Genomic DNA, 22,294 nt, shown 5'->3' with positions numbered 1-22,294 from the left:
GCGTCTCTCCCAGCGGCGGCGGTGCGCCATTCGTCTCGGTCAGGCACCTGCGTGCCCTTTGATGCGATGGTATGACCGGCGCAGACAGCTCAAATGCCTACGGACGCCACGCAAAGGTGCGTTTACGACATGGCGGGGAATGGCTGGTAGAACGTATCCCTCGAATCCGTAGAGATCCCCTGTGGGAGCGGGCTTGCTCGCGAAGAGGCGGTGTCAGTCGACATCAGTATCGCCTGACACACCGCTTTCGCGAGCAAGCCCGCTCCCACAGGGGTCAGGTGTATGCCGTGCGGACGGCGAGTAACAGGAGAAAATGCGCGGGATAGAGCGCATAGGCCCAGCGCCGCATCGGCGGTGGCTGGAGATGTCGCATATGTCGCAACAGGAACATTCCGAGCATTGGCGCAAACAGACACGTGGCAATGCCGAGAATAGCGACGCTACTGCCGAACCTCGCCGATTCATACAGCACTTGCCATTGATTGGCGGCGAGGCAGATCAACCCCGGCAACAGGCTTAAATACCACGGACGGCGAAACGCCAGCAGCATCGCCAACGGCAGCAGCACACCGAAGAAACCGAACATCAATCGCTCCGGGAATACGGCGGCCAATACCAGCACGGCGACACCCAGCAATCGAGACATGATCGTTGGATCCTGCCACCCCCGTGCCACCAGCAACCCAAGCGCCAGCGTGGGCATCACGTTCAAGGTGTCGGGATCAGGAATGTACAAGCGATACGGAATTTCGCTGACGGCGCTGAACAACAGCAACCACCCCAGATAGCGCCATTCAGTTCTGCGCACGCCATCCCGGGCAAGATTCGCCGCCATCGCCAGGCAGAACCATGGGAACGCCAACCGCCCCGGCACATACAGCCAATCGGCGCTGATCCCGACATATCGCAGATGATCGAGCACCATACTCAGCAGCGCCAGCCACTTGAGCAGATCCAGCGCGCCGTCGCGTTTTCTCAGGTGCATAATCGGCCCCTGTCCTTGTAGAGTTCTGCCAGCGACATCCCGTGTGCTCCCCGGATGATCTTCGGTAAAGTGCGCACCATCATTGACCAACGAGTCGCCACAAGCGCCTCGACCACGGAAGCCGGCCATGACCGACAAGAGCCAACAATTCGCCAGCGACAACTACTCCGGTATCTGCCCTGAAGCCTGGGCCGCCATGGAACAGGCCAACCACGGCCACCAACGCGCTTACGGCGACGATGAATGGACAGCGCGCGCCGCTGATCATTTTCGCAAGCTGTTCGAAACCGACTGCGAAGTGTTCTTCGCGTTCAACGGCACCGCTGCCAACTCGCTGGCGCTGTCGTCGCTGTGCCAGAGTTACCACAGCGTGATCTGCTCGGAAACCGCCCACGTCGAAACCGACGAATGCGGCGCCCCGGAATTCTTCTCCAACGGCTCGAAACTGCTGATCGCCCGTACCGAAAACGGCAAGATCACCCCGGAATCGATCCGCGAAGTCGCGCTCAAGCGCCAGGACATTCACTACCCGAAACCGCGCGTGGTCACCCTGACCCAGGCCACCGAAGTCGGCAGCGTCTACACCCCGGAAGAAGTCCGCGCCATCAGCGCCACCTGCAAGGAACTGGGCCTGCACCTGCACATGGACGGCGCGCGCTTCTCCAACGCCTGCGCCTTCCTCGGCTGCTCGCCGGCCGACCTGACCTGGAAGGCCGGTGTCGACGTGTTGTGCTTCGGCGGCACGAAAAACGGCATGGCGGTGGGTGAAGCGATCCTGTTCTTCAACCACAAACTGGCCGAAGACTTCGATTACCGCTGCAAACAGGCCGGGCAACTGGCGTCGAAAATGCGCTTCCTGTCAGCGCCATGGGTCGGCATTCTCGAAAACGACGCCTGGCTCAAATACGCCCGCCACGCCAACCACTGCGCGCAGTTGCTGGCGGAGCTGGTCAGCGACATTCCCGGCGTCGAGCTGATGTTCCCGGTACAGGCCAACGGCGTGTTCCTGCAACTCTCCGAGCCGGCCATCGCAGCCCTGACTGCGAAGAACTGGCGCTTCTACACCTTCATCGGCAAGGGCGGCGCACGCTTCATGTGCTCGTGGGATACCGAAGAAGAACGCGTACGCGAACTGGCCCGCGATATCCGCGAAGTCATGTCCGCCTGACCTGACTCCACACCCTCCCCTGTAGGAGCTGCCGCAGGCTGCGATCTTTTGATTTGTTTTTTAAGATCAAGATCAAAAGATCGCAGCCTTCGGCAGCTCCTATAGAGATTGCGTTGCCCTTGGTCTACATTGTCTGTCGAGCCCTCCGCTCACATAACAACAAGCAGGAGCATCGGCATGTCGTTACAAGGCAAAACCCTGTTCATCACTGGCGCCAGCCGTGGCATTGGCCGTGAGATCGCGCTGCGTGCCGCGAAGGACGGGGCCAATATCGTGATTGCGGCCAAGAGCGCCGAACCGCACGCCAAGTTGCCCGGCACCATCCACAGCGTCGCTGCGGAAGTCGAAGCGGCGGGCGGCAAAGCCTTGGCGTTGCAACTGGATGTGCGTGACGACGACGCGGTGCGCCAGGCGTTAGCGAAGGCCAACGAACATTTCGGCGGCATCGATGCGCTGGTGAACAACGCCGGGGCGATCAAATTGACCGGCGTGCAACACATCGAACTCAAGCGTTTCGACCTGATGCACCAGATCAACACCCGCGCGGTGCTGCTGTGCAGCCAGGCCGCCCTGCCCTATCTGAAAAGATCCGGTGGACACATCCTCAACCTGTCGCCGCCACTGAATCTGGCGACCAAGTGGTTCGCCCAATACAGCCCGTACACCGTGACCAAGTACGGCATGAGCATGCTGACTTTGGGCATGAGTGAGGAATTTGCCAATTACGGCATCAGCGTCAACTCACTGTGGCCGCAGACGATGATTGCCACGGCAGCGATCGAGTTTCAGTTGGGCAATCGCGAGTCATTCAAGCATGCGCGCACGCCCGCGATCATGGCGGATGCGGCGCATGTGATTCTGAGCAGCAGCGGGCGGCAGATCAGCGGGCGCTTGCTGATTGATGAGGAGATTTTGCGCGAGAGCGGTGTGAGCGAATTCAATCACTATCGCTTCGAGCCGGACAGCGACGCAACCCTGATGCCCGACCTGTTCATTGATTGAAACGCATAACCCCTGTGGGAGCGGGCTTGCTCGCGAAGGCGTCGAATCAGCCAACATCACCGTTGAATGACACAGCGCTTTCGCGAGCAAGCCCGCTCCCACATTGGAATGTCGTCGCCCATTAGAATTCGATCCGCACATCCCCCTTCGGCACGCTGCAGCACGACAGGATGAAACCCTCGGCCTCATCGTCCTCGGTGATCCCGCCGTTGTGCTCCATCTCCACCTCGCCGCCCAGCTTCATCACCTTGCACGTCCCGCAAATCCCCATGCCGCAGGCTTTCGGGATCATCAGGCCGAGCTTGGCCGCCGCCGCATGCACGGTCTCACCCGGTGCCACACGAATGCTCTTGCCGGACGCGGTGAATTCGACCTGATGCAGATCCGCGGCATCGATTTCCGGTGCGTCGGCCGCCTGTTCGGCTTGCTCCACCGCATCGGCGCGAGCCTCAGGCGGTGTGGCGCCGAAGGACTCCTCGTGGTAACGCGACATGTCGTAACCGGCCACTTCCAGCAGGCGCTTGACCGCATTCATGTACGGCGTCGGGCCGCAGCAGAACACTTCGCGCTCAAGGAAGTCGGGGACCATCAGTTCGAGCATCTTGTGATTGAGGTAGCCACGATACCCGGCCCACGGCTCACCCAAGCCGTGCTTCTCGCAGATCAGGTGCAGGCTGAAGTTGTCGATCCGCGACGCCATGTGTTCCAGCTCGCGGTGGTAAATGATGTCTTTCGGCGAGCGGGCGCTGTGGATAAAGGTCATGTCGACGTTGGCGTTGGTGTCGTAGAACCAGCGCGCCATCGACATGCACGGGGTGATCCCCACGCCGCCGCTCAGGTAGAGGACTTTCGGGCTCGGGAAGTCGATAGCGTTGAACAGCCCGACCGGCCCGTGCACCGCCAACTCCTGCCCCTCGTGAAGCGTGTCGTGCAACCAGTTGGAAACCTTGCCGCCCGGCACGCGTTTGATGGTCACCGAAAAGCTGTACGGCACCGACGGCGAGCTGGAGATCGTGTACGAGCGCATGATCGGCTGGCCGTCGATTTCCAGCTCCAGGGTCACGAACTGCCCGGGTTTGAAGAAAAACAGAATCGGCTGATCGGCCATAAAGCAGAAGGTGCGCACGTCCCAGGTTTCCTGGATGACTTTGACGCAACGGACGATGTGTCGGCCATTGGCCCAGGTCTGGGTGGTGACCGGATTCAGGAAGCTGTTGGACATGCTGTTCTCCACGGCCGACTGTCGGCCTTCATGTGGCGATTCTGCGTATAGCGCAGACGGCCCGTTTACCTATCCGCGACATTGACATACTTATCGCGACCAGCCCCCAACCACCGGGGGTTGCGCGTCGGGAACAGATTGCACCATGTCGCCCATGGATAAGGTTCCCGCCTGCGCCGGCCCCACACTCGCCTCACACCAAGACGAATTCTTTACACCTTGCGTAGCAACCGTTTACAGCACACCTGATTAGCCACTTTCGCCGGCCACGCAGATGGCCATGAGGATCACATCGATGGACGTCACCGCAAAAATCAGCCTGGGCGATCCGCTGGAACCCGCACGCAAGGCCACCGCACAGATGCTGCAGGAACGTGAGCGCACCTTCTCGCTGCCGCAACCGTTCTACAGCGACGAGCGGCTGTTCGATATCGACATGCAGGAGATCTTCCAGAAAGAGTGGTTGATCGCCGGCATGACCTGCGAGATCCCGGCCAAGGGCAACTACATCACCCTGCAGATCGGCAAGAACCCGATCATCGTCATTCGTGGCGCCGACGGCGTCGTCCATGCGTTCCACAACGTCTGCCGCCACCGTGGCTCGCGCCTGTGCACCAGCGACAAGGGCAAGGTCGCCAAACTGGTCTGCCATTACCATCAGTGGACGTATGAGCTGGATGGCCGCCTGCTGTTCGCCGGCACCGAGATGGGCGCCGACTTCGACATGAAGCAGTACGGCCTCAAACCGGTGAACGTGAAGACCGCTGGTGGCTACATCTTTATCAGCCTGGCGGAGAACCCGCCGGCCATCGATGACTTCCTGTCGACGCTGAACCATTACATGGAACCGTACGACATGGAGAACACCAAGGTGGCGATCACCACCACCTTGATGGAAAAGGCCAACTGGAAACTGGTGCTGGAAAACAACCGCGAGTGCTACCACTGCAACGCGTCGCACCCGGAACTGCTGAAAACCTTGCTGGAATGGGACGACGTCACCGACCCGCGCGCCGATCAGGCGTTCAAGGATCACGTCGCCGCCTCCGCCGCTGCCTGGGAAGCCGAGAAGATCCCTTACGCCCACGCCAGTTTCGGCCTGCGTAACCGCATCGTGCGTATGCCGCTGCTCAAGGGCACCGTGTCGATGACCCTCGACGGCAAACAGGGCTGCGCCAAACTGATGGGCCGGATCAAGAACCCGGACCTCGGTTCGATGCGCATCCTGCACCTGCCGCACTCGTGGAACCACTGCATGGGCGACCACATCATCGTCTTCACCGTGTGGCCGATCAGCGCCCAGGAAACCATGGTCACCACCAAGTGGCTGGTGCACAAGGATGCGGTGGAAGGTGTGGATTACGACGTCGACCGCATGCGCCAGGTGTGGGACGCGACCAACGATCAGGATCGTCGTCTGGCCGAAGAGAACCAGCGCGGGATCAACTCCACGGCGTACCAGCCTGGGCCGTACTCGAAGACTTATGAGTTTGGTGTGGTCAACTTTGTGGACTGGTACAGCGAGCGCATGCTGAACAACCTCGGCGCAGAGCCTGCGCCTTACCTCAAAGGCGTGCCGGTTCAGGGCTAACAGCAACAGCTTCGCGAGCAAGCCCGCTCCCACATTTTGGAATGCGTTCCAACTGTGGGAGCGGGCTTGCTCGCGAAGGGGCCGTCACCGTCACCCCATCACTTCGATGACCACCTCACCGACCCATCCTCACCAATAAACTCCTCAAAAATCTCCTCCCCCACCAACCTGATTTTCGCGTACCCGTTCAACACCCGATCCGGATACGCCGGGTCCTTCGCACTCTGCGTCTCCGACCAGAGCACCCGCGAATGCCCGTCGAGTTCACTGGCGTTGCCGTAGGGGATGGCCCCATGCCCGGCACAGCGCGCCTGCAATCCGCCCTGCTGCGCGTAGACGATGCCGTTATGCAGATGCCCCCAGTACCAATAATCCGGCTCACGCCCCAAGGCATCGCACACCGGTTGATACAGCGCAGTCTTGTTATGCCCGGAAATATCGAAGCCCTGGTGATGACTGAGCACCATGATTTTTTTGCGTTTGGGCAGTGCCTTCATCCATTCGATCTGCGGCTCGTTCAAGGTGCCGTCCATGTACAAGTTCAGCGCATCCGACGCATAAGCCGAATCCAGCCCGACCACCAGCCAGTCATCGTTGATCAACGCGAAATAACTGGTGCCCTGCTGCCCCGGAAAACGCTTGGCCAGTTCCTTGAAGTAGCCGTGGGCGCCGCTGTACATCTCGTGGTTGGAGTTGAGCGTGAATGAGCCGTGCGTGCCCATCGGCCAACCGGCCATGTCGACGTCTTCCTGCGAGTGGCTGCCGGCGTAATACACATCGCCCAAGTGAATGGTGAAATCGGCCTGGGCCAGTTGCATCTGGTTGGCCACCGATACCGCCGGCGCATGGCTGTCGAACGGCCCGGTGCCCCAATCGCCGGCAATCGCCAGGGTCACGTCGCTTCCCATCTGCACCACGGCGGGATCGGTGCCGAAGGTCGCGTGATGACGCAGGTTTTCGATCCACTTGAGCAGCGCCTCGCTCCACAACAGATCCAGCAGTTCCCACTTGCGACACCCAAGCAAACTGCCGTCCTTGAGGACCCGGGTTTGCAGTTGATCGCTCGACTGCGGCAATGGCGTGGCATTGCCGATGCGCAGGATCGACAAGCCGTGGGACAACTCCCACGGCACGCTCGGTTCGTCGCTCGGCAACTCGCCGTTCTTCAACACGTAATGCGCCTGATCGTGCCCGCGCTGCAGCAACTTGATAATCGCCTGAAACTCCTGCGGCTCCAGCTCGCTGATGAGTTTCATCCAGGCCATTTCCATACGCGTGATCAAACCGTGAATGCGCACTTTGACCTTGTCGTACTCGTGTTCCCAATGACTGACCAGTGACATGGTGTATTCCTCTATCCGTAAGGGCTCACAGGGTTTTCATGAATTCGATCAGCGCACGCTTGTCGTCGTCCGACAGCGTCGTGCCATACAGGTGACCGCTGTTGTGGTTGCCCTCCAGCCGTGTGTCGTACTTGAAGTCGGCCGAGGCTTTGGCTTGCGCGCCGCGGGTGACAAACCCGACATTGACCGGGTCGTAGACGTCGGAGCCGGTGACGAACACCTGCGGACGTTTTTCCGGCGGTTGCAGCAAGTCCCACAAAGTCGGTACCGAACCGTTGTGCAGGTACGGTGCGCGCAGCCAGATGCCGTCGGTTGGCGTGTTGCTGTAGCTCTGGGTCTTGCGGTAGGCGCCGAAGTCGAAGGGCGGCTTCTTGAAGGTGTGGAACGCAGTCACCAGACCGGTGGTGAACGAATCCAGCCGATGTGGATCGGTGCCGAGCTGGTCAATGTTGGTGGTGACTTGCCCGGTGTCGGCACGACCGAAGTCATGACAACCGGCGCAGTTGTTATCCCAGATCGGTTTGCCCTGCGCGACCTTGGCCTGATCCAGCGTCCACGGCCAGGCCGGTGGCTTGTGCCCGAGCAGCCAGTTGGTCACCCGGTTGAAGCTTGGCGGCAGCACCGATTCGGGCGTCGCACCGACAGCCATCGCGGCGGCGTAGTTGCGCTCGTGAATCTTGTTGTTATTGCCGTCCCAGTGCAGGTACATCGATTCGCGCGGTTTCTGGTTCCAGACTTGCGGCAGATCGACGGTGCCGATGGTCGAGTCATCCGGGAAGCCGAACACCACCATTTTCGTCGGGTTGAAGGTGTCCGTGCGCCCTGGCCCCTGTTGCGGTCGCAGCTTTTGCCAGGCGTAGGCCTGTTTCTGTTTGAGCAATGCGCTCTTGGCCATCGGGATGATCAGGTAGCGGTTGTAGAGCTTCTCGAAAAAGCCCAGCTGGAACTTGCCGTTGATCGCTGCCATTACCGCGTCGGTGGTGAATTTCGGGTCGCTGGCGCAATCGTAGGCGAACCACTGGAAAGCTTGCAGTTGCAGGGTGTTGGCCGGCGCACTCGGCACGTTGACCGCGACGTCGCTGGCGTTGGCCCGGTAGGAGCCGGTGTGGCACAGCGCGCAGTTCGGCTCCACCGTCGGGTAGCCGATCTGCCGCTTGGCCATGCCGATCGGCAGGTCCTTGCCGTTCTCGAAGAGGAAACCGAAGACTTCCCAGCCGCCGGGTTTGGGCAGTTTTTCCGGGCACATCTGCGGCAGCACGGCGAACAGGTAATAGGGGATTCGCGCTTCGATCCCGAGGCCGATGGCAGCGTATTTGTAGTGGTCTTCGTCGGAAGCGTATTGCTGTTCAGGCACGACGCGCAGCATCTGATACCAGGTTTGGTAACCGATAAAACCGAGCACCGCGACCACGATCAAGGTGCCGACCTTGAAGGCGTGACTCTGCCATTGCCGCGCCCACGCGGCGCGCCACTCGCGCCAACCATCACAGAGCAAGGCCCATGGCCGGTTCTGCGGCGTGGTACCGAGGTACAGCAGAATGCCGAGAATCAGGAAAAAGCTCAGATCGCCCAGCAACATCGGGACGAACACCGAACCTTGAGTGCTGGTGTTGATCAGGTAGATCCAGAACACCACGGCGATCAACCGCGTCAGTACGCACAGCCAGGAATGCACCACGTAGCGCGGCGCGTTGAAGCCTGACGGCATGTAGAACACGCTGATGCCGACCAGCAGCATCCCGGCGTTTTCCAGCCATGGATCGGAGAGTTGCGGCGGCAAGCCGACCACCGATGTCAGCAAACCCGGCGTAAACAGCGCGGGGATCGCGAACACCATGTTCATTGCAATGCCTAGCCAGATGAAGCGTTGAAACCAGCGGATGTAGGTGTCCATGTCATCCATTTCCTTGTGCAGACCCAAGAGATGTAGCGCCAGATGCACCGCTTTCGCGAGCAGGCTCGCTCCCACATTGGATTGGGAATGCCCACTGGTTTTGTGACTGGCACAAAACCCTGTGGGAGCGGGCTTGCTCGCGAACGGGGCGACTCGGTGTCAAGTCAACCGAGGGCTGTTTTCTCCAGGTGTTCAAGGATGATCGGATAGACATCGACCACCGCGTTCTTGCCGAACATGCAGTCGATGTGGCCGTAACCCGGCACCACCTGCCGGCTGTAACGCTGTGGCCCGTGCATATCGCACAAACGCTGGTAGGTCTTGAGGGTGCTTTCCGGCAGATAACACTGGTTGTCGGCGCCGCTGATAAAGCAGATCGGCATGGTCAGCCGGTCAAAGTGCGGCATGTACACATCGTTGCCTTTGAAATCCACCAGGTGCCCTTTGCGTACGATCAGCGCCAGATGCTCGAAGGTCTCGATGTTCGACTCGCCGAACAACTCGTGCAGGTTGTCGTGCAGGGTTTCATTGAGGGTGTCGTGGCGATACAGCGAGGCGTACATGAAGGTGATGCGGTGGCACACCGGGTTGGTGCAATAGCCCTGGGCTTCGATCCGCGCGTAGCCGTTGAGGGCTTTGTCGTAGAGTTTGTTGAACCAGTTTTCCTTGCTGTCGGCGTAGGCCGTCATCGACTTGATGCCGATGGCGTCGAGCATGCCCGGCAGGTGCAGCCCGGCCTTCAACCCCGTTGCGGTAGCGACCACCGTATCGGCGGCAATCTGCGAGCAGACCACCGAGCGCACCCCCTGCAACCCGGCCAGCAGCGACATGAAGAAGGTGGTCGCGCCGTAGCAATGCACGACGCACTGCACGTCTTTGGCGCCGGTTTGCTGCTGAATCTGCGCGATGGCTGCCTTGAAGTCGTACTGGGCGATCTGGTCGCCGTTCCACTCCTTCTTGCTCGCCGGCAGCAGAATGCTCACCCGGAAGTCCAGCAGCCAGACGTCGTAGTCGTGCTTGCACAGGTATTCGAGCAGGTTGGTCTGGATGGTGTCAGTGGAGAAAATGTTCGAGCCCACGCCCAAACCATGCACCAGCATCACCGGGCCTTTGGTCCCCGCCTGATAACGCGTCAGGCGCAGTTCGACGCCATCCTCGGTGGGGAAGAAATGCACCGCCGGGGTTGGCGCGTCCAGTGGCCGTTTCAACCGTGGCGGCGCGTCGGGATTGAAGTAGATATCCCCGGCAAACACCCCGCCATAACTCTCCCAGAGAATCCCGGCGAAGAACTTGCCAAAGCGTGCCAGCCCTTCAATGCGCTCACGCTCGTTACGCGCGTTGAGCACTTTCATGGTGGTCATCTGCTTGGCGAAATCGGTCGGATGGATGTGCATCACCCCGGAGCCGATCACCTCGCCAGACTTGTCCGGCCCGCGATACAGCGTCACGTACAAAGTGCTGGTGTCGTGCCAGATGTTCAGCACGCCGTTGTCTTCCGGCACGGTTTTGAAGGCGCTGAAGAAATAGTCGTTGCCATCCTCGGCGGTCAGCTTCATGTCGTATTTCATGTGGCGCGTATCGACCTGTTGCTCGTATTGCTCGAACAGGTTGAACACGCCGTTACTGGCGGTCAGCGGCTGCGGCGACAGCGCCGGGGCGATCACCGTACCGACGATGGTTGCGGCGTGTTCCGGCTCCTTGATCATCCGGTTCATGTCGGCGGCGGTGATGGTCAGGGTGAAGTCGATGGGTGAGTTGTCGGTCTCGCCGCGTTTGGCCGCTGCTTCGTAAACCTTCAGATCGGTGCTTTGTGCGGCGGTGAAGGCCCGGGAGAAATAGCCTTTCATGGTTTCGGTGAACTGCACGCCGAGGGTCGGCGGCGCGACGGGTTTGCGCGGTGCCGAGGGCAGCGTGTAGTCGATCTGCCAGCCCCGGTCGGCGGCGAGCAGGCCCATGTTGCGCTCGCTCACGGCGGAAATGGTCAGCAGCGGATTGACCGCCAGTGAAGTCGGAATCACCGCGCCGTCTGTCACGTACAGATTGGCGTAGACATCGGTGCCGGCAGCGCCGCTGAACACCTGGCCCTTGTGATTGACCACGCCTTGTCCGGCGTCCTCGCCCATCACGCAACCGCCCAATGGATGCACCGAGACGATGCTGTGCTTGAGCAGTTTGGTCCAGATCGGATTTTCCACCCAGACGCCACCGAGCGCCTTGGTGCTCTGGTGCAGGCGGTCATTGCCGAGCTTGAAGTTCTCTTGCTCGCCGACGCCCGGCCAGTCGATGCGCAACTGATCCTTGTTATCCAGGACCATCCGCCCCTGGCCGCTGTCGTGACTCATGATCAGGTAGGTCTGCATGTTGTGCAGCGCGCCGTAATACGGGCCGCGCAGAAAACTTTCCGCCTCGCGTTCCTTGTATTTCACCTTGCCGCTGAAGCTGTCGTCGGTGGCCACACCGAGCATCTCGGCGAAGCCGGCCATGCTTGGCACCATCGGCCGGCCAAGGGCGCCGGGGATCGAGCCTTCTTCGATGACCATGCGACTGCGCCAATCGCCTTCGGTGCGCATGTCGATGACCGAGGTGATGCAGGGGCCGACCGGGTGCAGTTCCTTGGCCGGGTGCGCGCCGAAACCGATGCCGTTGATGGTCTGCTCGCAGTTGTGACCGAAACCGAGGATGTCACCGTTGCCGCTCATGTTTTCACCGAGCTGGCCGGACATCACCAGCCCTTTATCGCGCGAGCGCAGCAGAATTTCCGTGGAGCCCAGCGTGCCGGCGGACACCACGACGATGTCGGCCTTCACAAACAGCGTCGGCGCGGAAAACCTCTCGCGACCGCTGTCCAGATACTGGAAGTGCACGATCCAGCCGTCACCGTCACGCTCCAGATGCCGCACTTGGGCCTGACAGAAAATCTCCGCGCCGTGATTCCAGGCGTCCGGCAGATAGTTCATCAGCGTGGTGTTCTTGGCCTTGTTGTTACAGCCCGACACGCAGTCGCCACAGTGGTTGCATGGCAGTTGTTCGACGCCGACGTGGTTGAGGTTGTTGGGCAGTTTGTCGAAGGTGACGTTGATCGGCGGCTTGTAGAAGTGCGCGCCTTGCTTGAGGTACTCCGCGGACTTTTTGTTGGCGTCGAGCTTGGGCAGATTGGGTGAAGTGTCCGGATAAGGATTGGGCTTGAGCATTTCCCGGGCACGGGCATAACCATCCTTGAGCAAGGTGTCGCGGTGTTCACGCACTGCCTGCGGCCAGCGCGGATCATCGAACACGCCGGGCTCCGGCTCCAGGGCCACGTTGGCGTTGATCAGCGAAGTACCGCCGAGGCCGCAACCGACCACGACGTTTTGCTGAGCGTTGACATGCAGGTCGAACAACCCGGTGCGCGAGCCGATATGACCGTCGGGGTCATGCACCTGCAATTCTTCGGTGGCGGCAATCATGGTGTTGGGGTATTCGCCGGGCTGGATTTCCCGACCGCGTTCGAGCAGGCACACACGTTTGCCGGCACGGGACAGGCGCGAGGCAGCAATACCGCCGCCGTAGCCTGAACCAATGACGATGACGTCGTAGTGTTCCTTGATCTCGCTGATGGGCGTTGCGATCCGTGTCATGAGGTGGTTCCTCTAATCAGGCAGATGGGGGCAACTCTGCGGTTGCCTGCAATCGGTGGGCGAACGGGCACCTGGTCACCGGAGCGAGTCCGGCGACAGCACAGCAATCGAGGCAGGATTGACACGCTACAGACGAGCATGCTGATTAGCGGCGCGACGTAGCGTGCGCTTGCGTGGTTGGGGTGGGGGGCGGTGTGTACGGCTATCCATCATGCGTTCTCCCAGAACCTGATGTGGATAAGTGACGGCTGTCCTTGTGCCATTGCAGTGAAGACAGCGCCGGAATCGAAGTCAAGGCAGCCGCTTAGAACTGTATGAAATGTGATCAATTGCCATTTGGACTATGGCCGGCGGGGCTTGCAGGGTTCGACGAACAAGTTATCCACATAGCCACCCACAGCAAATGGGGGTAACTGTGGATGAGCGAGAAAGCAACTCGCTGATTTGTGAAGAAAAAGCGTGACTTATCCAGAATCAGGGTTTGCACGTACGATCGATCACTATTTGATCAACAGCCTGTATCGCCCGTTCTGCGTGGCCTGCAGAGGATGGCGAACACCTTATCCACAGAAGCGCCAACAGAGAACGGGGGTAAGTTCTGCGGGTCTGTGGAAAAGCGCTGCAGGATGTGAAAAAACGTGGGTTGGAGAGAGGTTCGCAGGTCTGCAAAGGGTATTTGATCGTTTTTTGATCAAATCCATACACGCCATGTTTTATAAGGCTCGCAGCGTATAGCGAACATCTTATCCACAGAAGCGCCAACAGAGATTGGGGGCAAGTTGTGTAGTTATCCAAGAAGAAAAGCCAGGAAAAACCGCGACTTAGGCTGGTTGTTTTTTGATCTGAGGCCTGCAAGCCACGGTTGACGTGACTTGCAGTGAAGCGCGAACACGTTATCCACAGACTGACCAACAGGGATTGTGCGTAAATTGACTGTGAATGAATTCCAATGTGGGAGCGAGCCTGCTCGCGAAGGCGATAGATCAATCGACACATGCATCAATTGACAGTCCGCCTTCGCGAGCAGGCTCGCTCCCACTGGGATTGCTCAGGCCTGGAAGATGGTGGCTAACGGACGACGCCTTCTTCGATCAGCAGTTTGAGAATCGCTTCAGCGCCGGCCTGTGCGGAAACGCCTTTGAGCACTTGCCCGCCACCGCCACTGGCCTTGGCCGTAGCCGCTTTCATCCGGTCTGCACCGCTCTTGGCCTTGATCACTTTCAAGCGTTTCGGCCGAGGCTTGGCCGGTTGCAATATCGCTACTGCGAGCAATTCATCGTCCAGCACTTCCACATCTTCGGCATTCAGCACGCCGCGACGCGCCGGGCCATAAGCACTCTGCCGAGGCTTGGGAGCTGCGTTATCCACAGTCGCCAGAAACGGCAACTTCACCCTCAACCGCCGCCGCTGCCCGCGCGGCAACGCTTGCAGCACCAGCGCCGAGCCGTCATTGATCGACTCGACCTGCGCCAACCCTACCACCAGCGGCCAGCCCAGACCTTCGGCCAGCAGAAACGGCAACATCCCCGAGCCTTCACCGGTTTCCGCCTGGCTACCGGTCAGCACCACCTGCGCACCGGCATCACGTAGATACGCGGTCAGCGCCGGCAATGCATCTGCGCCCGCCGGTTGCTCCAGCACATGCATCTGCTCCAGCCCCATGCCCAGATAGGCGCGCAATGCGGGTTCCGCGACATCCCCGGCGTGCAGCACTTGCAGGTTATCCCCAGCCAGTTGCAGGCCCAGCTCCACGGCGCGTGCGTCCTGTTCGGCGCGACGTGGCCGGCCGGAGGTCGGGTGGGCGCCGATTGAAACCAAACTGATGATTTTCGTGTTCATAGCCGTTCCTTAAGCCGCATCGCGCTTGGCGTCGTTGCGGTAAGCCTCAACCGCCGCGATCAAGGCCTGAAGAATCTCCGCGCTCTCGCCGATTACCGACAGGTCGGCGCGTTTGATCATGTCGCAACCCGGATCGAGGTTGATCGCCACCACCTTGTCGCAGGCACCGATGCCTTGCAGATGCTGGATCGCCCCGGAAATACCCACCGCGACATACACCCGCGCGGTGACCCAGGTACCGGACGCGCCGACCTGCCGATCACGCGCCATGAAGCCATCGTCCACCGCCACCCGCGAGGCGCCTTCGGTGGCGCCCAATGCGGCGGCAGTCTGGTGGAACAGCGCCCAGTCCTTGACCCCGTTACCACCGGAGAAAATGAACTCGGCTTCGGCCATTGGAATCGCCGCCGGATCGACAGCCACAGCGCCGAGATCTTCGATCCGCGACAAGCTGCGCGCGACGCTTGTGGATAACTCCACAGGCAATGCTTCGTGACGGGTTTCGCTGACAGGTTCCGCACATTCGGCCGAGGCCAGAATCAACCGCGCAACCGGACGGGCCAAATCCTGCAGGCCCGCGCCAGCGCGGCCGATGCACTGCTGATCCTTGACCTGCCACACGCGTGTCGCCGGGCGTTCGCCCAACGCCGCAGCAAAGCGCCGACCCAGTTCACCGCCACCGCTGCGGTTGTCCGGCAGCAGCCAGTGACGCGGGTTGAACTGGTTATCCACAGCGCGCAAACCCTGCACGCGTTGCTCCGGTGCATAACCGCTGAATGCTTCGCCCTCCAGCACCAGCAAGCGATCAACGCCTGCGGTGGCGAAGGCGTTTTCCTTGTGTTCGCCGAAGACCACGGCCAACACCGCGCCGTCCTTGCCGGCCAGTTGGTGGGCGAGGCCGAGCAAATCGCGGTCGTGGCTGCTCAAGCGGCCGCCGACCATGTCCGGCACCACGCTGATGTAGAACGCCGGGGCCGGCACTTGATGCAGCGGCAATTGCACTTCAACCGCGGCCGAGCGTTTGACCGCCCCGCCCTGCTGCGCACCACTGCGGTCAATACGTTTGATGCCGTTGGGGCCAATGAAACCGATGCCGTGCAGGTTCTTGCGGATGACGCCGTTGGGCCCCATCCAGCTGTGTTGCGCCGGTTGCATGGCCGCGTGCAGCGGATGCAGACGGTTACGCGCAATCCATTCGGCGCGCGGGTCGCGGCGGATAATGTCGCTCATCAGTGGGCCTCCGCAGGTTCACGTTTGGCCGGCATAGTCGGCTTGCCTGGTGCGGCGTCTTCGAGCAGCGCGTCGGCCACCAGTTCGGCGATGTCCTTGATCAGCGGACGTGGTTCAACCACGCCTTCGAGCATCGCCGTGCACTGTGGACAACCCACGGCCACAAGCTCGGCGCCGGTCTCGCGGATGTCGTCCATACGCATGTCGGGGATCCGCTGCTTGCCCGGAATGTCGGTGATCGGTGCGCCGCCACCGCCGCCGCAGCAGCGCGAACGAAAGCCCGAACGTTGCATCTCTTTGACTTCGATACCCAGCGCACGCAGCACTTCACGCGGCGCCTCGTACTCACCGTTGTAGCGGCCGAGGTAGCACGGATCGTGATAGGTCACGCTGTTGCCTTTGTGCTGACCGAGGTTGAGCGCGCCAGCCTGAATGATTTCCGCCATGTAAGTGCTGTGATGCTGCACCAGGTAGTTGCCATCGAAGGCGCCGTATTCGTTTTTCAGTACATGGAAACTGTGCGGATCGCAGGTGACGATGCGGTTGAAGCTGTATTTGGCCAGGGTCTGGATGTTGCGTTTGGCGAGCAACTGGAAGGTGGCTTCATCACCCAGACGACGAGCAACGTCTCCGCTGTCGCGCTCTTCCAGGCCCAACACAGCGAAGTCGATTTTCGCTGCTTTCAGCACTTTGACGAACGCACGCAGGGTGCGTTGGTTGCGCATGTCGAAAGCGCCGTCGCCGACCCAGAACAGCACGTCGGTGGATTTCTTCTCGCTGAGCAGATTGAGGTTCAAATCCGCCGCCCAGTTCATCCGCCCGCCCGGGGCGAAACCGCCGGGGTTGTCGGTGGCGATAAGATTTTCCAGGACTTCGGCGCCCTTGTTCGGCGTCGCGCCTTTTTCCAGCGTGAGGTGACGGCGCATGTCGACGATGGCGTCGACGTGCTCGATCATCATCGGGCACTCCTCGACGCAGGCGCGGCACGTGGTGCACGACCACAGGGTTTCGGCATCGACCAGACCGTTGACAATTGGTTGATGCGGATTGCCGCTGTGTTCGCCCACAGGCTTGCCCGGATAGGGACTACCGGCGAAGTTGGCATCGGTGCCGCCAGCGAGGCCGACGACCATGTCCTGAATCAGTTTCTTCGGGTTCAGCGGCTGGCCGGCAGCGAAGGCCGGGCACGCCGCTTCGCACTTGCCGCACTGCACGCAAGCGTCGAAACCGAGCAACTGGTTCCAGGTGAAATCCTTGGGTTTTTCCACGCCTAGCGGCGCGGAGGGATCGTTGAGATCCAGCGGTCTCAAACCGGTGGAACGACCGCCACCAAAACGTTCGGCGCGACGGTGCCAGGCCAGGTGCAGCGCACCGGCAAAGGCGTGCTTCATCGGCCCGCCCCAAGTCATGCCGAAGAACAACTCCGACACACCCCACAGCACACCGACGCCGAGAATCACCGCCAATATCCAGCCGCCGAAGTTTTCCGGAAGGATTCCGGCCACCGGCAAGGTCACTAGAAAGAACGACGCCGAGAACGCCAGCAGGCTTTTCGGCAAGCGCATCCACGGGCCTTTCGACAACCGTGCCGGCGGGTTGCGCCGACGCAGGTAAACGAAGATCGCACCGACGAACATCACGGTTGTCATCAGCAGCAAGGCGTAACCGAGGATGCGGTTATGCAGGCCGAAACCATGCACCAGAATCGCCAGCACAATCGACGCCACCGCACCACCGGCCGTGGCCACGTGGGTGTTGGCGATGTATTTGTCCCGCGCCACCACATGGTGCAAGTCGACCATGTAGCGCTTGGGCATGGCGAACAGGCCACCGATCAGGTCGACCTTCGAGGCCCGGCCCCGACGCCACATCGCTACCCGCCGCAACGCGCCGAGGACACCAAGGCCCAGGGCGGCGAACAACAGGATTGGAAGAAGGGTGTTCAACATAGGTGAAGCTCCCACCAGTACAGCCTGGAGAAACACGGTCTGCATTACTGTGGGAGCGGGCTTGCTCGCGAAAGCGGTGGATCAGTCAGCTCATTTAGAACTGACAGAATGCATTCGCGAGCAAGCCCGCTCCCACAGGGGTCATGTGCAAGTCCTCAGAAGTCTTTGCACAACCGCAGGGCGTCGTAGATCGCAGCGTGGGTATTTCGCTGCGCCACGCAATCGCCGATGCGGAACAGCAAGTAGCCGTCTCCGGCGGTGCTCAGCGAAGGCTGCGGCTTGATCGCGAACAGTGCGTCGATGTCGATCTGACCCTTGTTGCGCGAACCGTCCTTAAGCCCGTAATACAGCTCTTCGTCCGGGCGCACGCCGTTTTCCACCACCACTTGATCGACCACTCGCTCCTCTTTGGCGCCGGTGTATTCGTTCTCCAGCACGGCGATGAGTTTGTCGCCTTCGCGGTAGACCTTCTCCAGCATCATGTCGCCAGTCATGATCACTTCTTTCGGGTACATGCTGCGGTAGTAGGTCGGGAACGACGTACCGCCGATGGCCACGCCCGGTTTGATGTCGTCGGTGACGATCTCGACCTGGCTGCCCTTGTCGGCGAGGAAGTCGGCAACCGACATCCCGGTGAACTCGCAAATGGTGTCGTAGACCAACACGTTCTTGCCCGGCGCGACTTTGCCGTCGAGCACGTCCCAGCTGCTGACCACCAGCCCTTCGGCGGCGCCCCAGTGTTCGTTCTGCTCAAGGAACGGATGCCCACCCACCGCCAGCACCACCACATCCGGACGCAGATCGAGGATGGTCGCCGCGTCGGCAGCAGTGCCCAGGCGCAGGTCGACTTTCAGCCGCGCCAGTTCCAGCTGGAACCAGCGGGTGATACCCGCAATCTGGTCACGCTGTGGTGCTTTCGACGCCGTGGTGATCTGCCCGCCGATGAATTCTTTTTTCTCGAACAGGGTCACGTCGTGGCCTCGTTCGGCCGCAACACGCGCGGCCTCCATCCCGGCCGGACCGGCGCCGACCACCACCACTTTGCGTTTGACGCCCGTGGACTTCTCGATGATGTGCGGCACGCCCATGTATTCACGGGACGTCGCGGCGTTCTGGATGCACAGCACATCCAGCCCTTGATACTGGCGGTCGATGCAGTAGTTGGCGCCGACGCACTGTTTGATCTGGTCGATCTGGCCCATCTTGATCTTGGCGATCAGGTGCGGGTCAGCGATGTGCGCGCGGGTCATGCCGACCATGTCGACGTAACCGCCTTCGAGAATGCGCGTGGCCTGGTTTGGGTCCTTGATGTTCTGCGCGTGCAGCACCGGGGCCTTGACCACTTCCTTGATACCGGCAGCCAGGTGCAGGAACGGCTCCGGTGGATAACTCATGTTGGGGATTACGTTGGCCAGGGTGTTGTGGGTGTCGCAACCCGAACCGACCACGCCGATGAAGTCGATCATCCCGGTGTCGTCGTAATACTTGGCGATCTGCTTCATGTCTTCGTGGGACAAGCCGTCCGGGTGGAACTCGTCCCCGCACAGACGAATGCCGACGCAGAAATCGTCGCCGACTTCCTTGCGCACAGCCTTGAGCACTTCAAGGCCGAAACGCATGCGGTTCTCGAAGCTGCCACCCCATTCATCGGTACGCTTGTTGACGCGCGGGCTCCAGAACTGGTCGATCATGTGCTGGTGCACGGCGGACAGTTCAACGCCGTCCAGACCACCGGCCTTGGCGCGCGCGGCAGCGGTGGCGTAGTTGCCGATCACCCGCCAGATTTCTTCCGGCTCGATGGTTTTGCAGGTCGCGCGGTGTACTGGCTCACGGATGCCCGACGGCGACAGCAGGGTCGGCCAATGCTCGCCGTCCCAGCGCGAGCGGCGGCCCATGTGGGTAATCTGGATCATGATCTTGGCGCCATGCTTGTGCATGGCGTCGGCCAGATTCTGGAAGTGCGGGATGATCCGGTCGTCCGCCAGGTTGACCGACTTCCACCAGCCTTGCGGGCTGTCGATGGCCACACTGGAGGAGCCGCCGCAAATCGCCAGGCCGATGCCGCCCTTGGCTTTCTCTTCGTAGTATTTGACGTAGCGATCGGTGGTCATGCCGCCGTCGGTCGCGTAGACCTCGGCGTGCGCGGTACTGAGCACGCGGTTGCGGATGGTCAGTTTGCCGATCTGGATCGGCTGGAACATTGCTTCGAAAGCCATGGCGGGTTCCTCGACTTACAACGGCTTGACGGTGAACAGGCCGTCGTCGTGGCCTTCTTCGGAGCCACCGTAGACTTGCTCGGCAACCGTGCGAATCTTGCTGCCGCGCGCCTCAAGAATCTGATCCATGGCCCCGGCAAACCAACCGGTGAACATGTAGTCGACCTTGCGCCCGACCTTGCCGTAGACGTAGACGAACGCCGAGTGTTCGAGCTTGACGCCGGCGGTGCCTTTGTCGAGGTCGATGTCCTGGATCTTGAACAGGCCCCAGCCGCGTTGCGACAGACGCTTCATGTAATGCTCGAACACCGCAACGCCTTCCAGGCCGTGGCATTCGGCTTCTTTTTCACACCAGTACCAGGCGGACTTGTAGCCGGCCTTGTAGAGGATTTCGGCGTAGGCGTCGGCGCCCAGCACTTCCTCGATACCCATGTGGTTGTTGACGAAAAAGTGGCGCGGCACGTACAGCATTGGCAGGGCGTCGGAGGTCCAGACACCGGTTTCGCTGTCGACTTCGATTGGCAATTGCGGGGCGATCTTGGCCATGGAAACTTAACTCCAGAAAATTCGGTTTGTTGCCCCCGGCGCGGACGGCCGGGGGAAAGGATTCAGCAGTGCGGTGGCTTATTCGCCCCAGACGTCTTTCAGGACGTTGACCCAGTTTTCGCCCATGATCTTGCGCACCACACGCTCGGGGTGGCCGCGCTTGAGCAGGGTTTCGGTCAGGTTCGGGAACTCGCCGACGGTGCGGATGCCCAGCGGGTTGATGATCTTGCCGAAGCTGGTCAGACGGCGGGCATAGCCCTTGTCGTGGGTCAGGTATTCGAAGAAGTCCTGGCCATGGCCCTGGGTGAAATCGGTGCCGATGCCGATGGCGTCTTCGCCGACGATGTTCATCACGTATTCGATGGCTTCTGCGTAATCGTCGATGGTCGAGTCGATGCCCTTGGCGAGGAACGGCGCGAACATGGTCACGCCGACAAAACCGCCGTGGTCGGCAATGAACTTCAGCTCTTCATCGGACTTGTTGCGCGGGTGCTCTTTAAGACCCGACGGCAGGCAGTGGGAATAGCAGACCGGTTTTTTCGATTCGAGGATGACTTCCTCGGACGTCTTGGAACCGACGTGGGACAGGTCGCACATCACGCCAACACGGTTCATCTCGGCAACGATCTCGCGACCAAAGCCCGACAGGCCGCCGTCACGCTCGTAGCAACCGGTGCCAACCAGGTTCTGGGTGTTGTAGCACATCTGCACGATGCCGACGCCGAGCTGCTTGAACACCTCGACATAGCCGATCTGGTCTTCAAACGCGTGGGCATTCTGGAAACCGAAGAGGATGCCGGTCTTGCCCTGTTCCTTGGCTTTGCGGATGTCGGCGGTGGTGCGCACGGGCATTACCAGGTCGCTGTTGTCGCGGATCAGCTTCTGGCTGGCAGCGATGTTGTTCACGGTCGCCTGAAAGCCTTCCCACACCGACACCGTGCAGTTGGCCGCCGTCAGACCGCCCTTGCGCATGTCTTCGAACAGCTCGCGGTTCCATTTGGCAATGATCAGACCGTCGATAACGATGCTGTCGGCGTGTAATTCGGCTGGGCTCATCAGGCGTCCCCTTATTGGCGATTCATGCGCCGAATCGTCTGCCGGCGCTTTGGGGCCAGCATATGCCTCGGTGCCGGGGCGACCGGGTGCAAAAACGACAGGGGAATTGCCGAAAGCGTCAATCCGCGACAAAGGGTCATCAAGCGGCCCGACCGGCCACCTGTTCAAGCCCGCCAGCTTGAGCCAGAATCTCCGGCATCGTGAAAACACCACTGGATTAGAGCGGCGACATCAATGAAATCGATCTTCCTGGCTTTGGCACTGATTGCGACCGGCGTACACGCCGCCGAAGAGTCCGACAACAACCCGTGCGACGCGGTGGAAAACGACGTCCAGACCCTGGAATGCTCGACCTACAGCCGCACCGCCGCCGAAGACCTGCTCAAGGACAACTACGCCAGCCTCAACGAACGCATGCAGACCGCGTACGGCAAGAACCCGACGCAATTGGCTGACATCAGCGCCAAACTCAAGACCGCCCAGCAGCAATGGTTGAAGACGCGGGATGCCGATTGCGCGGTGGAAGCATTCCCGGCCACCGAAGGCAGCAAGGCGTTCAAGATTGCGCAGAATGACTGCGTGGCGCGGATGAGTGATGAACGGTCGGAGTTTTTGGAGTCGATTGGGCAGGAGTGA

General features: G+C 60.7%; 15 protein-coding genes. 4 read left to right on the top strand and 11 right to left on the bottom strand.

Going from position 1 to position 22,294, the window contains the following annotated elements; genetic code table 11:
• Window positions 1–274 precede the first annotated feature (274 nt).
• Entirely contained in the window at window positions 275–985 is a 711-nt protein-coding gene (locus CKW18_RS01535) for a TraX family protein (RefSeq protein WP_095187125.1), read from the bottom strand.
• Between the two features lie 127 nt (window positions 986–1,112).
• Here CKW18_RS01535 and CKW18_RS01530 point away from each other — a divergent pair, with 127 nt between their 5' ends.
• Entirely contained in the window at window positions 1,113–2,153 is a 1,041-nt protein-coding gene (locus tag CKW18_RS01530; protein ID WP_095187124.1) for a low specificity L-threonine aldolase, read from the top strand.
• A gap of 177 nt (window positions 2,154–2,330) precedes the next feature.
• On the top strand, window positions 2,331–3,155 hold the full coding sequence (locus CKW18_RS01525; protein ID WP_095187123.1) for an NAD(P)-dependent oxidoreductase: 825 nt from the start codon (window positions 2,331–2,333) through the stop codon (window positions 3,153–3,155).
• A gap of 121 nt (window positions 3,156–3,276) precedes the next feature.
• Here CKW18_RS01525 and gbcB read toward each other — a convergent pair whose 3' ends face one another.
• The gene (gene gbcB, locus CKW18_RS01520; protein ID WP_095187122.1) at window positions 3,277–4,377 is read right to left on the bottom strand and encodes a glycine-betaine demethylase subunit GbcB; all 1,101 of its coding nucleotides are present in this window, start codon (window positions 4,375–4,377) and stop codon (window positions 3,277–3,279) included.
• Window positions 4,378–4,672: 295 nt separating this feature from the next.
• On the opposite strand from gbcB, the gene gbcA reads away from it, so the two are divergent.
• Window positions 4,673–5,968, top strand: coding sequence for a glycine-betaine demethylase subunit GbcA (gene gbcA / locus CKW18_RS01510; protein ID WP_095187121.1), 1,296 nt, complete (start codon window positions 4,673–4,675; stop codon window positions 5,966–5,968).
• Window positions 5,969–6,066: 98 nt separating this feature from the next.
• Here gbcA and CKW18_RS01505 read toward each other — a convergent pair whose 3' ends face one another.
• The 9 genes from CKW18_RS01505 to CKW18_RS01465 all read right to left on the bottom strand — a co-directional run bounded on the left by CKW18_RS01505 (window position 6,067) and on the right by CKW18_RS01465 (window position 21,658).
• Window positions 6,067–7,311 carry a metallophosphoesterase gene (locus CKW18_RS01505; RefSeq protein ID WP_095187120.1) on the bottom strand — a complete coding sequence of 415 codons (1,245 nt, stop codon included), beginning with the start codon at window positions 7,309–7,311 and terminating at the stop codon, window positions 6,067–6,069.
• 25 nt (window positions 7,312–7,336) lie between these two features.
• Window positions 7,337–9,205, bottom strand: coding sequence for a hypothetical protein (locus CKW18_RS01500; RefSeq protein WP_095187119.1), 1,869 nt, complete (start codon window positions 9,203–9,205; stop codon window positions 7,337–7,339).
• Between the two features lie 164 nt (window positions 9,206–9,369).
• On the bottom strand, window positions 9,370–12,822 hold the full coding sequence (locus CKW18_RS01495) for an alpha/beta fold hydrolase (protein WP_095187118.1): 3,453 nt from the start codon (window positions 12,820–12,822) through the stop codon (window positions 9,370–9,372).
• A 1,068-nt stretch (window positions 12,823–13,890) separates the two neighbouring features.
• A complete protein-coding gene (locus CKW18_RS01490) occupies window positions 13,891–14,661 on the bottom strand; it encodes an electron transfer flavoprotein subunit beta (RefSeq protein WP_095187117.1) in 771 nt (256 codons plus the stop codon).
• Window positions 14,662–14,670: 9 nt separating this feature from the next.
• Complete coding sequence (locus CKW18_RS01485; protein ID WP_095187116.1) at window positions 14,671–15,891, bottom strand: electron transfer flavoprotein subunit alpha/FixB family protein; 1,221 nt, start codon at window positions 15,889–15,891, stop codon at window positions 14,671–14,673.
• Window positions 15,891–17,840: a dimethylglycine demethylation protein DgcB gene (gene dgcB / locus CKW18_RS01480; protein WP_095187115.1), complete on the bottom strand. Its 1,950-nt coding sequence runs from the start codon at window positions 17,838–17,840 to the stop codon at window positions 15,891–15,893. The genes CKW18_RS01485 and dgcB overlap by 1 nt, the downstream gene beginning before the upstream one ends.
• 155 nt (window positions 17,841–17,995) lie before the next feature.
• Window positions 17,996–20,056 carry a dimethylglycine demethylation protein DgcA gene (gene dgcA / locus CKW18_RS01475; RefSeq protein WP_095187114.1) on the bottom strand — a complete coding sequence of 687 codons (2,061 nt, stop codon included), beginning with the start codon at window positions 20,054–20,056 and terminating at the stop codon, window positions 17,996–17,998.
• 15 nt (window positions 20,057–20,071) lie between these two features.
• Window positions 20,072–20,602 (bottom strand): DUF5943 domain-containing protein, encoded by a 531-nt coding sequence (locus CKW18_RS01470; protein WP_095187113.1) that lies wholly within the window; start codon window positions 20,600–20,602, stop codon window positions 20,072–20,074.
• A gap of 78 nt (window positions 20,603–20,680) precedes the next feature.
• Window positions 20,681–21,658 (bottom strand): dipeptidase, encoded by a 978-nt coding sequence (locus CKW18_RS01465; protein WP_008083166.1) that lies wholly within the window; start codon window positions 21,656–21,658, stop codon window positions 20,681–20,683.
• A 234-nt stretch (window positions 21,659–21,892) separates the two neighbouring features.
• Here CKW18_RS01465 and CKW18_RS01455 point away from each other — a divergent pair, with 234 nt between their 5' ends.
• Window positions 21,893–22,294 (top strand): lysozyme inhibitor LprI family protein, encoded by a 402-nt coding sequence (locus tag CKW18_RS01455; RefSeq protein ID WP_095187111.1) that lies wholly within the window; start codon window positions 21,893–21,895, stop codon window positions 22,292–22,294.

This window comes from Pseudomonas sp. Irchel 3E19, from assembly GCF_900187585.1.
Taxonomy (GTDB): domain Bacteria; phylum Pseudomonadota; class Gammaproteobacteria; order Pseudomonadales; family Pseudomonadaceae; genus Aquipseudomonas; species Aquipseudomonas baetica.
This window is presented reverse-complemented; position numbering and strand designations above follow the sequence as displayed.

What these genes read in the sequence shown, in the direction of transcription:
- CKW18_RS01535 (WP_095187125.1), bottom strand. Translation starts at nt 985, where the DNA reads ATGCACCTGAGAAAACGCGACGGCGCGCTGGATCTGCTCAAGTGGCTG.
- CKW18_RS01530 (WP_095187124.1), top strand. Translation starts at nt 1,113, where the DNA reads ATGACCGACAAGAGCCAACAATTCGCCAGCGACAACTACTCCGGTATC.
- CKW18_RS01525 (WP_095187123.1), top strand. Translation starts at nt 2,331, where the DNA reads ATGTCGTTACAAGGCAAAACCCTGTTCATCACTGGCGCCAGCCGTGGC.
- gbcB (WP_095187122.1), bottom strand. Translation starts at nt 4,377, where the DNA reads ATGTCCAACAGCTTCCTGAATCCGGTCACCACCCAGACCTGGGCCAAT.
- gbcA (WP_095187121.1), top strand. Translation starts at nt 4,673, where the DNA reads ATGGACGTCACCGCAAAAATCAGCCTGGGCGATCCGCTGGAACCCGCA.
- CKW18_RS01505 (WP_095187120.1), bottom strand. Translation starts at nt 7,311, where the DNA reads ATGTCACTGGTCAGTCATTGGGAACACGAGTACGACAAGGTCAAAGTG.
- CKW18_RS01500 (WP_095187119.1), bottom strand. Translation starts at nt 9,205, where the DNA reads ATGGACACCTACATCCGCTGGTTTCAACGCTTCATCTGGCTAGGCATT.
- CKW18_RS01495 (WP_095187118.1), bottom strand. Translation starts at nt 12,822, where the DNA reads ATGACACGGATCGCAACGCCCATCAGCGAGATCAAGGAACACTACGAC.
- CKW18_RS01490 (WP_095187117.1), bottom strand. Translation starts at nt 14,661, where the DNA reads ATGAACACGAAAATCATCAGTTTGGTTTCAATCGGCGCCCACCCGACC.
- CKW18_RS01485 (WP_095187116.1), bottom strand. Translation starts at nt 15,891, where the DNA reads ATGAGCGACATTATCCGCCGCGACCCGCGCGCCGAATGGATTGCGCGT.
- dgcB (WP_095187115.1), bottom strand. Translation starts at nt 17,840, where the DNA reads ATGTTGAACACCCTTCTTCCAATCCTGTTGTTCGCCGCCCTGGGCCTT.
- dgcA (WP_095187114.1), bottom strand. Translation starts at nt 20,056, where the DNA reads ATGGCTTTCGAAGCAATGTTCCAGCCGATCCAGATCGGCAAACTGACC.
- CKW18_RS01470 (WP_095187113.1), bottom strand. Translation starts at nt 20,602, where the DNA reads ATGGCCAAGATCGCCCCGCAATTGCCAATCGAAGTCGACAGCGAAACC.
- CKW18_RS01465 (WP_008083166.1), bottom strand. Translation starts at nt 21,658, where the DNA reads ATGAGCCCAGCCGAATTACACGCCGACAGCATCGTTATCGACGGTCTG.
- CKW18_RS01455 (WP_095187111.1), top strand. Translation starts at nt 21,893, where the DNA reads ATGAAATCGATCTTCCTGGCTTTGGCACTGATTGCGACCGGCGTACAC.